This is a genomic window from Cupriavidus basilensis OR16 (genome assembly GCF_000243095.1).
GTDB classification, from domain to species: Bacteria; Pseudomonadota; Gammaproteobacteria; order Burkholderiales; family Burkholderiaceae; genus Cupriavidus; species Cupriavidus basilensis_D.
On record NZ_AHJE01000048.1, the window covers coordinates 62034 to 75579 of the forward strand.

A 13546-nucleotide genomic window follows, 5' to 3' on the forward strand; every position below is an offset into this window, starting at 1 on the left:
TCTTGTGGCGAAGGGCATTCTTTACTGCCCACCAAGATCCGGCAGCGATGGAGAGCGAACAAAAAAAGGCCCTGCAAAAAAAAAAGGCCCTGCAAATTCCCGCCTAACCTATTGATTAGACAAAAATTTCAGGGCCTTTCATTTCGGGGTCTTTCCTTACAGGTTTAGGCTAAGTTCCGGTCAGAACGGAATATCGTCGTCCATGTCTTCAAAGCCATTCGACGGAGCCTGCTGCTGGCGGCGGGCACCGCCACCACCTTGCTGGCCACCGGCAGCCTGGCCGCCACCACTGCGCGCACCGCCGCCGTAGCCGCTACCACCGCCACCACCGCCCGACGATTCGCCGCCAGCGCCATAGCAATCGCCGCCACCGCCACCGCCACCGCCCATATCGTCGCCACCGCCACCACCACCGCCGCCCATGCCTTGGCGCGAGCCCAGCATCTGCATTTGCTCAGCCACGATTTCGGTGCTGTATTTTTCCGCGCCGGACTGGTCGGTCCACTTGCGGGTGCGGATGCGGCCTTCGATATAGACCTGCGAGCCCTTGCGCAGGTACTGGCCGGCGATCTCGGCCAGCTTGCCGAAGAAGGCGATGCGGTGCCACTCGGTGGCTTCCTTCATCTCGCCGCTGGTCTTGTCCTTGTAGCGATCGGTGGTCGCCAGGCGGATGTTGCTCACGGCGTCGCCGCTGGGCAGGTAGCGGGTTTCCGGATCCGCGCCCAGGTTGCCGACGAGGATGACTTTGTTGATCGATGCCATGTGAATGTTCTCCCAGGGCCACGCCCTCTGCTGCAAGCGGCGTGGCGATGCCTTGACTGATGCGTAAACGAATAACGCGCCCCCGGCCAAGAAGTCGGGCGCGCGGTCATGCTAGTGCCTAACTACGGCAAAAAGCTATACGAAGTGATGCGGGCAGCCCTTGAGGACCAATGACCGCGGGCTGCCAGCTTCAGGCAGCGACGGCCGGGGCACTGCTTTTCCGGGCCGGCGGCGACTTCATGTTCCAGGCGATTATAAGCCAGAGCAGGAGCACCACGGCGCAGCCGATGAAGACCGCGCTGCGGCCTTCGTGCTTGAGCAGCCAGCCGCCCACCGCGCCACCCAGGAACAGGCCCATCGCCTGCGTCGTGTTGTAGATGCCAAGCGCAGCCCCGCGCGCGGCGGCGGCGTAACGCGACACCAGCGAGGGCTGCATGGCTTCCAGCACGTTGAAGGCCACGAAGAACAGCAGCAGCACGCCCACGATGCCCCACAGGCCGTGCACGGCGGCAAACAGCAGCTGCACCGCGGTCATGAGACCGACCGCGCCGAGCGGATGCTGCCGCCCACCATGGCCATGGCCTTGGTGCGATGCTGCTCGCGGGTCAGGTCGGCGATGCAGGCGGTGATGGCGGCGGAGATCGCGCCCATGCCCTGCAGCGAGCGGCCGACGATAATGCCGGACAGCGTGTCGGAGTTCGCCGCCACCAGCCCGCCTGCGACGAACAGCAGCAGGCCAGCCACCATCACCGGCTTGCGCCCGATGCGGTCGGACAGCCAGCCGAGCGGAATGTGCAGGAAGGCTTGCATCAGGCCGTAGATGCCCATGGCCAGGCCAACGCGCTGGGCGTCGTGCCCGTCGGGCAGGCCATGCGCGTATTCGGCGAACACAGGCAGGATCAGGAACAAGCCCAGCATGCGCAGCGCAAAAATACTGGCGAGCGAGATGCTGGCCCGCACTTCCATGCCGGTCATGCGGTCGCGCCCGGCAGCGGGCTGAGCCTTGGAATCGTCGGCCTTGGCCGCATCTTGGGAGGAGCTATGGATCGACGACATTGCGATCGTGGGGAATTTCTATGACGGATTGCCGGGTCGTGCACCGCGCACGCACCGCATCACCCCAATGCTGACGGGGCGGCGACAACTTCTATCCATGGCCGGAGCGGAAGTTGCAGCGCTTCTGCCACCGTTGCTGCAGGGCGCAGTCAATTGGCCCAAGCAACCCCCGGAAACCGAAGTTCGGTATATTAACAGGTTTGCTCCGCTGCGCTTTCGGGTCCGGATCGGACACCGCGAGCCCCGGCGCGGGCTGGCAAAGCCTGGCCTGAAGCCGGCTGCAGCCCTGCTGGCATGCTTTTTTCTTGAAATTCCGTGAGACCCGGCCTGTCGACCCGACCGGCGGCCCTGCCTGGCGAAGACAATCGGTATATGGAAGAAATTAGAATCCGTGGTGCCCGTACCCACAACCTGAAGAACATCAATCTCGATCTGCCGCGCAACAAGCTGATCGTGATTACCGGGCTGTCCGGGTCGGGCAAGTCCTCGCTCGCCTTCGACACCCTGTACGCGGAAGGCCAGCGCCGCTACGTGGAGTCGCTGTCGGCCTACGCGCGCCAGTTCCTGCAACTGATGGAAAAACCGGACGTCGACCTGATCGAAGGGCTATCGCCCGCGATCGCCATCGAACAGAAGGCAACCAGCCACAACCCGCGCTCGACGGTTGGCACCGTCACCGAGATCCATGACTACCTGCGGCTGCTGTTCGCGCGCGCCGGCACGCCTTACTGCCCCGACCACAACCTGGCACTGCAGGCGCAAAGCGTCTCGCAGATGGTCGACGCCGCGCTGGCGCTGCCGGAAGACACCAAGCTGATGATCCTGGCGCCGGTGGTGGCCAACCGCAAGGGCGAACACTCCGACCTGTTCGACACCATGCAGGCGCAGGGTTTCGTGCGCTTTCGCATCCGCTCGGGCGGCGGCACCACGCATGAGGCGCCGGCGGTGGTCTACGAGGTGGACGCGCTGCCCAAGCTGAAGAAGACCGAGAAGCATTCCATCGAGGTGGTGGTGGATCGCGTCAAGGTGCGCCCGGACATCAAGCAACGGCTGGCGGAATCGTTCGAGACCGCGCTGCGCCTGGCCGACGGCCGCGCCATCGCGCTGGAGATCGACTCCAACCAGGAGCACGGGTTCAGCTCCAAGTTTGCCTGCCCGATCTGCTCGTACTCGCTGCAGGAGCTGGAGCCGCGGCTGTTCTCGTTCAACAACCCGATGGGTGCCTGCCCGAGCTGCGACGGCCTGGGCCAGATCACCTTCTTCGACCCCAAGCGGGTGGTGGCCTTCCCCAACCTGTCGCTGGCCTCGGGCGCCATCAAGGGCTGGGACCGCCGCAACCAGTTTTACTTCCAGATGCTGCAGAGCCTGGCGGCCTACTACGACTTCGAGCTCGATACGGCTTTCGAGGACCTGCCGGCCGAGGTGCAGGAAGTCGTGCTGCACGGCTCGGGCGACGTGGAGATCCCGTTCACCTACATGAACGAGCGCGGCCGCACCACGGTGCGCGAGCATGCCTTCGAGGGCATCATCCCCAACCTGGAGCGCCGCTACCGCGAGACCGACTCCATCGCGGTGCGCGAGGAGCTCGCCAAGTACCAGAACAACCAGGCCTGCCCCGCCTGCCACGGCACCCGCCTGCGCACCGAGGCGCGCCACGTCAAGCTGGGCGAGAACGACCAGGCGCGCGCCATCTTCGAGATCAACGGCTGGCCGCTGCGCGACGCGCTCACCTATTTCCTCACGTTGGACATGCACGGCGCCAAGCGCGAGATCGCCGACAAGATCGTCAAGGAAATCAGCGCGCGCCTGAACTTCCTCAACAACGTGGGGCTGGATTACCTGTCGCTCGAGCGCAGCGCCGACACGCTGTCGGGCGGCGAGGCGCAGCGCATCCGGCTGGCATCGCAGATCGGCTCCGGCCTGACGGGCGTGATGTACGTGCTGGACGAACCTTCCATCGGCCTGCACCAGCGCGACAATGACCGCCTGATCGGCACGCTCAAGCACCTGCGCGACATCGGCAACTCCGTGCTGGTGGTGGAGCACGATGAAGACATGATCCGTGCCTGCGACTACGTGGTCGACATCGGCCCGGGCGCCGGCGTGCACGGTGGCATGATCGTGGCGGAAGGCACGCCGCAGCAGATCGAGCAGTCGGCCAATTCGCTCACCGGGCAGTACATGTCCGGCGCGCGCCGCATCGAGGTGCCGAAAGAGCGCGCCGCGCCCGACCAGGAAAAGCTGCTGCGCATCATCAACGCCACCGGCAACAACCTGCGCAACGTCAGCGCCGAGATCCCGGTGGGCCTGCTCACCTGCGTGACCGGCGTGTCCGGCTCGGGCAAGTCGACGCTGATCAACGACACCCTCTACCACGCGGTGGCGCGCCACCTGTACGGCTCCACGGCGGAGCCGGCCGCGCATGACCGCATCGACGGGCTGGAGCATTTCGACAAGGTCATCAACGTCGACCAGAGCCCGATCGGCCGCACTCCGCGCTCCAATCCCGCCACGTACACCGGCCTGTTCACGCCGATCCGCGAGCTGTTCGCGGGCGTGCCCTCGGCCAAGGAGCGTGGCTACGATCCGGGCCGCTTCTCGTTCAACGTCAAGGGCGGGCGCTGCGAGGCCTGCCAGGGCGATGGCGTGATCAAGGTCGAGATGCACTTCCTGCCGGACGTGTACGTGCCATGCGACGTCTGCCACGGCAAGCGCTACAACCGCGAAACGCTGGAGGTGCTCTACAAGGGCAAGAACATCCACGAAGTGCTCGACATGACGGTGGAGCACGCGCACGAGTTCTTCCTGGCGGTGCCAGTCGTGCGGCGCAAGCTCAAGACGCTGCTGGACGTGGGCCTTGGCTACATCCGGCTGGGGCAGTCCGCCACCACGCTCTCGGGCGGCGAGGCGCAGCGCGTCAAGCTGTCGCTGGAGCTGTCCAAGCGCGACACCGGCCGCACGCTCTACATCCTGGACGAGCCCACCACGGGCCTGCACTTCCACGATATCGAACTGCTGCTCAAGGTCATCCACAAGCTGCGCGACCAGGGCAATACCGTGGTGATCATCGAGCACAACCTGGACGTGATCAAGACCGCAGACTGGCTGCTCGACATGGGCCCGGAGGGCGGTGCGGGCGGAGGGCGGTGCGGGCGGTGGCCAGGTGATCGCCAAGGGCACGCCCGAAACGGTGGCCGCAAGCCGCGCGAGCTTCACCGGCAAGTACCTGGCGCCGCTGCTCGAGCGCCGCTGACCACGATGCGCACGCCTGCCCGCCTCATCCTGTGCGCCTGGCAATGCGCACTGCTGCTCGGCAGCGCAGCCGTTGCCGGCCCGGCTGCGGCGCAGGCCACCGTCACGCCGGTCGACCTGGCCGCGCCGGCAGCGCGCGCGATCGATGAACCTGCCGCGCCGGCGGCATCCGCCCCGCCCGCGCTGGCCGCCCGGGAGGCCAGCGCCGCCAGCGCGACCCAGGTACCAGCCAAGGCGAGTGGCGCCGTGTCCGGCAATCTGGCGCTGACGCTGGGCGGCGCGGCCGTGCTTGTGGCCATCGCCGCGATGCTGCAGCGCGCGCGCCGCAGACGCCGCCCGCCTGGCTCAAAGTAGGCGCGCGCGGCGCCTTGCATTCGACCTTGCCCGGCCTACCATAGACTGCGAAAGGCCGCGCCTCTTGAAGCCCTTCCCGGGGCTGGCACCGGCCAACGCAGGAGCACGGCCATGGAGCTCACCGTAGTGCCGATCGCCAAGCCCGAGGCGACCAACTTCATTTTCGGGCAATCCCACTTTATCAAGACCGTGGACGACATCCACGAGGCGCTGGCCAGCGCGGTGCCCGGCATCCGCTTTGGGCTGGCGTTCTGCGAGGCCTCGGGCAAGCGCCTGGTACGCTGGTCCGGCACGGACGAGGCGATGATCGACCTGGCCTGCCAGAACGCGCTGGCAATCGGCGCCGGCCACAGCTTCCTGCTGTTCCTTGGCGACGGCTTTTATCCGGTCAATGTGCTCGCGACCGTGCGCGCGGTGCCGGAAGTATGCCGGATCTATTGCGCCACGGCGAACCCGACCGAGGTGGTGGTGGCGCAGACCGCGCAGGGGCGCGCGGTGCTTGGCGTGGTGGATGGCGCGTCGCCGCTCGGGCTGGAAACCGAGGCCGACATTGCCTGGCGGCGAAACCTGCTGCGGGAGATCGGCTACAAGCTGTAGCCGTCCTTAATGCGCCTGCGCTGACGGCACCGCCCTGGCCGGGGGCTCGCCATCGTCTTCCTTCATGCGGCTGCGGTTAAGCACGCCAGCGTCTTCCAGCACCGGGTAGGCGGTGGCGCAGAACAAAGAGTTCAGGCGCTTGAGATCGCTGATCACATCGAGGTGCAGCGAACTGGTCTCGATGCTCTCGGTGGTCTGCACGGCGATGCGTTGCAGGTGGGTGCGCGCGTACTGGCGCTCCATCTCGCGGAAGGTCGCCTTCTCCGCCATCAGTTGCTGCGCGCTTTTCAGGTCGCCGGAGAGGAACACCGACAGCCCGAGCCGCAGGTTGGCCACCACGCGCGCGTGCATCTGCGAGATTTCCTGCATGCCCGCTTCCGAGAAGGCCAGGTTATGGGCGATCTTTTTCTCGCGCGCGTCCTGCAGGATGCGCTCGATGATGTCGCCGGCGTGCTCGAGATTGATGGTAAGCGAGATGATTTCCGTCCAGCGCCGGCCGTCGCGCTCATCCAGCGCCTCCAGGCTGATCCGGGTCAGGTAAAGCTTGATCGCGGTGTAGAGATCATCCACCTCGTCGTCGATGCGGCAGGTGGCGGTGGCGAGCTTGGCATCGTTGGTGCGCAGCACGCGCAGCATGTTGTCCAGCATCTGCTCGATGCGGTCGCCAATGCGCAGCACCTCGCGCGCGGCATTGGACAGCGCCAGCGCCGGCGTGGGCAGCGCGGCGGGATCGAGGTGGCGCGGGGTGACCTGGCTGTCGCCGGTATTGCGCCCGGGCAGCACCGCCTCGCACAGGCGCGCCAGCGGACCGGTGGCACCCAGCAGCAGCAGCGCCAGCGCGACATTGAAGAGCAGGTGGAAATTCACGACCAGCCGCTGCGGATCGGCATCGACCAGCGCCAGCAGGCGCTCGGCCTGTCCCAGCAAGGGCAACGCGATCACGCAGCCAAGCAGGCGCGAGAGCAGGTTGCCCAGGGTGACGCGCTTGCCGGGCTGGTTGTTGCCCGAGGTGGTCAGCAGCGCGGAGATGCCCGAGCCCAGGTTGGCGCCCAGCACCAGCGCCATCGCCACATGCAGCGACACCACCCCGGCCGAAGCCAGCGCGCCGCAGAACAGCACCACCGCCAGGCTGGAATAGCACAGGATGGTCAGGAAGGCGCCAATCAACATGTCCAGCGTGGGGTCGCCGGTGAGCGTGCCGAACAGCACCTTGACGCCGGCCGCCTCCACCACCGGACGGGTGGCAACGGAGATCAACTCCAGCGCCAGCGTGATCAGCCCCAGGCCAATCAGCACGCGGCCCACATGGCCAGGCTTGTTGCCCTTCCAGGACAGATGCAGGATCACGCCAACGAAGATCAGCAGCGGCGAGAGCCAGGACAGGTCCAGCGAGAACACCTGCACCATGACGGCGGTGCCGACGTTGGCGCCCAGCATGATGGCCAGTGCCGGGGCCACGGCAATCAGGCCTTGGCTGACGAAGGAGCTGACGATGACGGCGGTCGCGTTGCTGCTCTGGACCAGGCCGGTCACGCCGAGGCCGGCGGCAAAGGCCGTGAACCGGTTGGAAATGCTGGACGAGAGCACGTGGCGCAGGTTGGCGCCGTACACGCGCAGGATGCCGACCTTGACGATGTTGGTGCCCCACACGAGCAGCGCCACGCCGGAAAGCAAATGAAGTAGTACGCCCATGCTGCGCCCTTATGCCCTGATGTGACCGGTGCCTCCATGACAAAAAGCAAGCGTTCGCCCGGCCATCGTATCGTTGTCAATGGGGCATTATGCGCTTGCCGGCATGCGCGGGCAACGCTATGTCCACGCTGCGGGATTGGCCGCAAACCCAATGCGCAAGCCGCTCGCGCCGGACGCAGCGAGTGCCGCGGGGCGAGGCCGGGCGGCCAATGCCGGGCGCGCCGTAATTGGCATATTATTACAATTAGAGGCGTTTTGTTGCATATGTGGTGACGGCATGGCGATGCCGCCACGGAGATCGGCCGTCAGTGCCCGTCAATGCCCGTCAAAGCGGCAAACCGTGAACAGCGGCAGGCCGCTGTCCAGCAGGTGGCGCGAGCCGCCGAGCTCGGGCAGGTCGACGATGGCCGCGCCTTCCACCACGGTGGCGCCCAGGCGCTCAAGCAGTTTGCGGCCAGCCATCATGGTGCCGCCGGTGGCGATCAGGTCGTCCACCAGCAACACGCGCTCACCTGGCTTGCAGGCATCGGCGTGGATCTCCACCGTGGCGCTGCCGTACTCCAGCTCATATTCCTCGGCCACGGTCTGGAACGGCAGCTTGCCCTTCTTGCGGATCGGCACGAAGCCCAGGTTCAGCTCGTAAGCCAGGATGGCGCCGAGGATGAAGCCGCGCGCGTCGATGCCGGCCACCACGTCGAGCTTGGCATCCATATAGCGATGCACAAAGACGTCGATCAGCACGCGCAGGGACTTGGGATCCTGCAGCAACGGCGTGATGTCGCGAAACATCACGCCGGGCTGCGGCCAGTCCGGCACGGTGCGGATGCGTTCGCGCAGGTAGTGGGAAACGTCGCCAAGGGCGGACGACTGGATAGTGGTGTTGGACATGGGGACTCGTTCGGACAGCCCGCCAAATTGGCAGGCTGGATGCGGTAATGGGTTACCACCCGGGCTGCCGCAAACGGCAACACAATGGGCAACGCCTGGACGGCTCGCACGCGTTGCGGCGCGGCTCGCCCGGGACAACCGTAACCATACAGGAGACAGCGATGGCGAAAAAGATCTTGATGCTGGTCGGCGACTACGCCGAAGACTATGAAACCATGGTGCCCTTCCAGGCACTCCAGATGGTGGGCCACACGGTCCATGCGGTGTGTCCGGACAAGGCGGCCGGCGCCAGCTGTCCCACCGCCATCCATGATTTCGAAGGCGACCAGACCTATAGCGAAAAGCGTGGCCACAACTTCGCACTGAACGCGAGCTTCGCCGACGTGGATCCGGCGGCCTACGACGGGCTGGTCATCCCGGGCGGGCGCGCCCCCGAATACCTGCGCCTGAACGAGCGGGTGCTGGAGATCGTGCGGCACTTTGCCAGCACCAACAAGCCGATCGCGGCGGTCTGCCACGGCGCCCAGCTGCTGGCCGCGGCCGGCGTGCTGGAAGGCCGGACCTGCTCGGCCTATCCGGCCTGCGCGCCGGAAGTACGCCTGGCGGGCGGCAAATATGCCGACATTCCAGTCGACCAGGCCTACACCGACGGCAACCTGGTAAGCGCCCCGGCCTGGCCCGCGCACCCTGCATGGCTGGCGCAGTTCCTTGCCGTCCTGGGCACCAGGATCGTACATTAGAGGCTACCGAACGCGGCCCGCGAGCCTATCGAGGCCTATCGCGGGCCGTTCCGCACGGGAGTCCTTCTATGTGTGAAATCTTTATCCGCGCCACCCCGCAGTCGTACCAGGGCCAGTCGCGCTCGCTCCGGCTGCATGGCGTGGCCACCAGCATCCGGCTGGAGAGCCTGTTCTGGGAAGTGCTCGAAACGCTGGCGCGCCGCGACGGCATGAGCGTGGGCCAGCTCATCACCCGCCTGCACGACGAACTGGTGGCATACCGGGGCGAGGCGGCAAACTTCACGTCGTTCCTGCGCGTGTGCTGCCTGCGCTACCTGATGCTGCAAGCCGAAGGCCGCATTCCCGCCGATCCGCGTATCCCGATCGGCTCACTCGACCCACGCTCCGTTCTGGAAGGCCTGCCGCCATCGTGGGCGGAAGAAGCGCGCCTCAGCCGCGCTGCGGCTTAAACCCGAAACCGCCGGGCCCTCGGCGCGAGTTCAGCCGGCCAGCATGCGCGCCTCGGCCGCTTCGAGCGCCTCCGGCTGCCCGCGCAGCACCACGATGTCGCCCGGCTCCAGCACCGTATCGGGCTCCGGATCGAACGCGCGGATGCCGCGCCGGCGCACCGCCGTCACTTCCACCCCGATGCGATCCAGCCCCAGCGCGCCCAGGCGCCGCCCCACCGACGTGGCCTGCGGGCCAAGCGAGATGGAGTGCAGCCGCACCGACTCGCGCTCCACCATGTCTTCCTCGTCGTCGCGGCCGTGGAAGTAGCCGCGCAGCAGGCTGTAGCGCGCATCGCGTGCCTCCTGCACCCCGCGCACCACGCGCCGCATCGGCACGCCCAGCAGCACCAGCGCATGCGAGGCCAGCATCAGGCTGCCCTCGATGCTCTCTGGCACCACCTCGGTGGCACCAGCCTTTTGCAGGATGTCGAGTTCCGAGTCGTCCATGGTGCGCACGATCACGGGCAGCGCCGGCTCCAGTTCCTGCACATGGTGCAGCACCTTCAGCGCCGACGGCGTGTTGTTGTAAGTGATGATCAAGGCGGCCGCCCGATGCAGGCCCGCTGCGATCAGCGCTTCGCGCCGGCCCGCATCGCCGTACACCACGGTATCGCCCGCGCCGGCGGCTTCACGCACGCGGTCCGGGTCGAGGTCGAGCGCCACATAGGTAATGCCCTCGCGCTCCAGCATGTGCGCCAGGTTCTGGCCGCTGCGGCCAAACCCGCAGATGATGGCGTGCTTCTCGGTCTGCAGGCTCTGCCTCTGCACCGCGATGCGCGTCATGTTGAGCGACTGCATCAGCCATTCGTTGGCGGTAAAGCGCAGCACGATGGCGTCGCTGTACTGGATCAGGAACGGCGCCGCCAGCATCGACAGCAGCATCGAGGCCAGGATGACCTGGATCAGCACCGGATCGACCAGGTTCAGGCCGTCGATCTGGTTGAGCAGCACGAAGCCAAACTCGCCGGCCTGCGCCAGGCCCAGGCCGGTACGGATCGCCACTCCCGGGCGCGAACCGAACAAGCGGGCCAGGCCGGAGATCAGCACCAGCTTGAAGACAATGGGCACCACCAGCAGCGCCAGCACCAGCCACAGGTGATCGAGCACCACATGGATATTGAGCAGCATGCCGATGGTGACGAAGAACAGCCCCAGCAGCACGTCGCGGAAGGGCTTGATGTCCTCCTCCACCTGATGGCGATAGGGCGTCTCGGAGATCAGCATGCCGGCCATGAAGGCGCCCAGCGCCATCGACAGGCCAAGGCGCTCGGTCAGCGCCGCCATGCCCAGCGTGACCAGCAGCAGGTTGAGCATGAACAGCTCTTGCGAGCGGCGCGACCACGATCTTCACCGTCGCCAGGCCCAGCGCCATCATCAGGTCTGCGGGATCGCGCGAGAGCGCCGGGATCACGATCAGCAGCGGCACCACGGCCAGGTCCTGGAACAGCAGGATGCTGATGATGTTGCGCCCATGCTCGCTTTCCAGCTCCAGCCGCTCCGACAGCATCTTGGAGACGATGGCGGTGGACGACATGGCCAGCGCGCCGCCCAGCGCCACCGAGGCCTGCCAGGACAGCGGGAACAGCCAGTTGAAGGCCCAGCTCGCCGGTATCACCGCCAGCAGCGACAACACCACCTGCGAGCCGCCCAGGCCGAACACCTGCCGTTTCATTGCCTTGAGCTTGCCCAGGCTGAATTCCAGGCCGATCGAGAACATCAAGAAGACCACGCCGAACTCGGCCAGGTATTTGGTTTGCGCGGTATCGCTGGCCAGGCCGAGCGCGTGCGGCCCGATCAGGATGCCCACGACCAGGTACCCCAGCATGGGCGGCAACTGCAGCATGCGAAACGCGACCACGCCGAACACGGCGGCGGCCAGCAGGACAAGGGTAAGGTCCAGCGGAGAGTGCATCGGCAGGGTCAGGGTACGCCGCGCCGGGCACCGGACCGGCCCGGTGCGGGCGGCCCTGCCGGCGGATTACGGCAAGCACGAAGCCGCCCCGGCCCCCGATTCCAGGAACAGCCCAAGCGCCATCGCATTCGTTGGTATACTTCGTCGCCATGATAGCTAATTTCAATGCGGATCGAGCACTTAGGCTCGCTCGCGAGACCCTCCAGATCGAAGCCGACGCCGTCGCTGCCCTCGCAGGCCGCCTGGACGACGAATTTGCGCAGGCCGTGCAACTGACGCTCAATTGCAGCGGGCGCGTCGTCGTGTCCGGCATCGGCAAGTCCGGCCACATTGGCCGCAAGGTCGCGGCCACGCTGGCCTCGACCGGCACGCCCGCATTCTTCGTGCATCCGGCCGAGGCCAGCCATGGCGACCTGGGCATGGTCACGCGCGACGACGTACTGATCGCCTTTTCCAACTCCGGAGAGACGGCCGAGCTGCTTTCGATCGTCCCGATCGTCAAGCGCATCGGCGCCAAGCTCATCTCCGTGACCGGGAACCCCGCCTCCACGCTGGCCAAGCTGGCCGACGCGCATCTGAATGCCGGCGTCGAGAAAGAAGCCTGCCCGCTCAACCTGGCCCCGACCGCCAGCACCACCGCCGCGCTGGCGATGGGTGACGCGCTCGCGGTGGCGGTGCTGGATGCCCGCGGCTTTGGCGAGGAAGACTTCGCCCGCTCGCATCCGGGCGGCGCGCTCGGGCGCAAGCTGCTGACCCACGTGCGCGACGTCATGCGCAGCGGCAACGCGGTGCCCAAGGTGCGCGAAAGCACGCCGCTGGCACAGGCACTGATGGAAATTACCCGCAAGGGCATGGCCATGACCGCCGTGGTCGACCCGGACGACCGGCTGATCGGCGTCTTCACCGATGGCGACCTGCGCCGCCTGCTCGAAACCCCGCGCGACTGGAAGACCGTACCCATCAGCGAGGTCATGCACCGCACGCCGCATGCCGTCGGGCCAGACCAGCTGGCGGTGGAAGCCGTGCAGGTGATGGAGGCGAACCGCGTCAACCAGATACTGGTGGTCGACGCAGAGCGGCGCCTGGTCGGCGCGCTCCATATCCACGACCTGACCCGCGCCAAGGTCATCTGAGGCCAGCCCATGCCCATGCGGGAAATCCTGTCCTCCCTGAGCCGGCTTGCCATGCGAGCCCTGCCCCTGCTGCTGATGGCGCTGGTGGCGGGCAGCACCTTCTGGCTGGTGCAGGTCAACTCGCCGAAAGAAGAGTCCACCGGGCCGGTGGGCAAGAAGCATGAGCCGGATTACTACATGATCCGCTTTTCCGCCACGGAGCTTGCCGAGGACGGCAACACCAAGCTGCGCTTCACCGGCGACAAGATGATCCACTTCGAGGACGACCAGACCTACGAAGTGACGCGCCCGGCCATGCGCTCCTACGAAATCGACCGCCCGCCCGTGACGGGCCACTCCGATCGCGGCACGATGAACGCGGAAGGTTCCGTCATCGACCTGTTCGGCAATGCCTTCATCGTGCGCGCCCAGGGCCCCGACGCCGCCAAGGACCCGCAGATGACGGCCGCCTCGGCGTATTTCCAGGTGCTGGTCAACGATGACATCGTCAAGACCGACAAGGCCGTCAAGCTGACCCGCGGCCCGTCGGTGATGACCGCCAACGGCCTGATCTTTAACAATGTCACTCGCGAAGTACAATTGCTGGGTAACGTACGCGGCACCATCATTACGGGACCGCCGCCGGCGAGTCCCGCGAAGTAGCCCTGAAGCCGCCCGCGGGCGCCAGCTGTC

General features: G+C 66.4%; 9 protein-coding genes and 3 pseudogenes. 7 read left to right on the top strand and 5 right to left on the bottom strand.

Annotated elements, in window-relative coordinates; genetic code table 11:
• Positions 1–180: 180 nt before the first annotated feature.
• Together OR16_RS18265 and OR16_RS18270 are read right to left on the bottom strand one after the other, a co-directional pair.
• Positions 181–762 carry a single-stranded DNA-binding protein gene (locus OR16_RS18265; RefSeq protein WP_006159421.1) on the bottom strand — a complete coding sequence of 194 codons (582 nt, stop codon included), beginning with the start codon at positions 760–762 and terminating at the stop codon, positions 181–183.
• 190 nt (positions 763–952) lie between these two features.
• Positions 953–1818, bottom strand: a pseudogene (locus OR16_RS18270) (MFS transporter).
• Between the two features lie 372 nt (positions 1819–2190).
• On the opposite strand from OR16_RS18270, the pseudogene uvrA reads away from it, so the two are divergent.
• The 3 genes and pseudogenes from uvrA (at position 2191) to OR16_RS18285 (ending at position 6021) form a co-directional block, all read left to right on the top strand.
• Positions 2191–5071 (top strand): annotated as a pseudogene (gene uvrA, locus OR16_RS18275) (excinuclease ABC subunit UvrA).
• 5 nt (positions 5072–5076) lie between these two features.
• On the top strand, positions 5077–5424 hold the full coding sequence (locus OR16_RS18280; RefSeq protein ID WP_043420267.1) for a hypothetical protein: 348 nt from the start codon (positions 5077–5079) through the stop codon (positions 5422–5424).
• Between the two features lie 111 nt (positions 5425–5535).
• Entirely contained in the window at positions 5536–6021 is a 486-nt protein-coding gene (locus tag OR16_RS18285; RefSeq protein ID WP_006159423.1) for an adenosine-specific kinase, read from the top strand.
• Positions 6022–6027: 6 nt separating this feature from the next.
• Here OR16_RS18285 and OR16_RS18290 read toward each other — a convergent pair whose 3' ends face one another.
• Both OR16_RS18290 and OR16_RS18295 read right to left on the bottom strand, forming a co-directional pair.
• Complete coding sequence (locus OR16_RS18290) at positions 6028–7713, bottom strand: Na/Pi cotransporter family protein (RefSeq protein WP_043420270.1); 1686 nt, start codon at positions 7711–7713, stop codon at positions 6028–6030.
• Positions 7714–8028: 315 nt separating this feature from the next.
• Positions 8029–8601 (bottom strand): adenine phosphoribosyltransferase, encoded by a 573-nt coding sequence (locus OR16_RS18295; RefSeq protein ID WP_006159425.1) that lies wholly within the window; start codon positions 8599–8601, stop codon positions 8029–8031.
• Between the two features lie 161 nt (positions 8602–8762).
• Between OR16_RS18295 and OR16_RS18300 the strand changes: the two genes are divergently transcribed.
• The gene (locus OR16_RS18300) at positions 8763–9341 is read left to right on the top strand and encodes a DJ-1/PfpI family protein (protein WP_006159426.1); all 579 of its coding nucleotides are present in this window, start codon (positions 8763–8765) and stop codon (positions 9339–9341) included.
• A 68-nt stretch (positions 9342–9409) separates the two neighbouring features.
• Positions 9410–9790 (top strand): ribbon-helix-helix domain-containing protein, encoded by a 381-nt coding sequence (locus OR16_RS18305; RefSeq protein ID WP_006159427.1) that lies wholly within the window; start codon positions 9410–9412, stop codon positions 9788–9790.
• Between the two features lie 30 nt (positions 9791–9820).
• Here the strand turns inward: OR16_RS18305 and OR16_RS18310 are convergent.
• Positions 9821–11741 (bottom strand): annotated as a pseudogene (locus OR16_RS18310) (cation:proton antiporter).
• Positions 11742–11890: 149 nt separating this feature from the next.
• Between OR16_RS18310 and OR16_RS18315 the strand changes: the two are divergent.
• Positions 11891–12874 (top strand): KpsF/GutQ family sugar-phosphate isomerase, encoded by a 984-nt coding sequence (locus OR16_RS18315; RefSeq protein ID WP_006159430.1) that lies wholly within the window; start codon positions 11891–11893, stop codon positions 12872–12874.
• A gap of 15 nt (positions 12875–12889) precedes the next feature.
• A complete protein-coding gene (gene lptC / locus OR16_RS18320) occupies positions 12890–13516 on the top strand; it encodes an LPS export ABC transporter periplasmic protein LptC (protein WP_043420296.1) in 627 nt (208 codons plus the stop codon).
• Positions 13517–13546 lie beyond the last annotated feature (30 nt).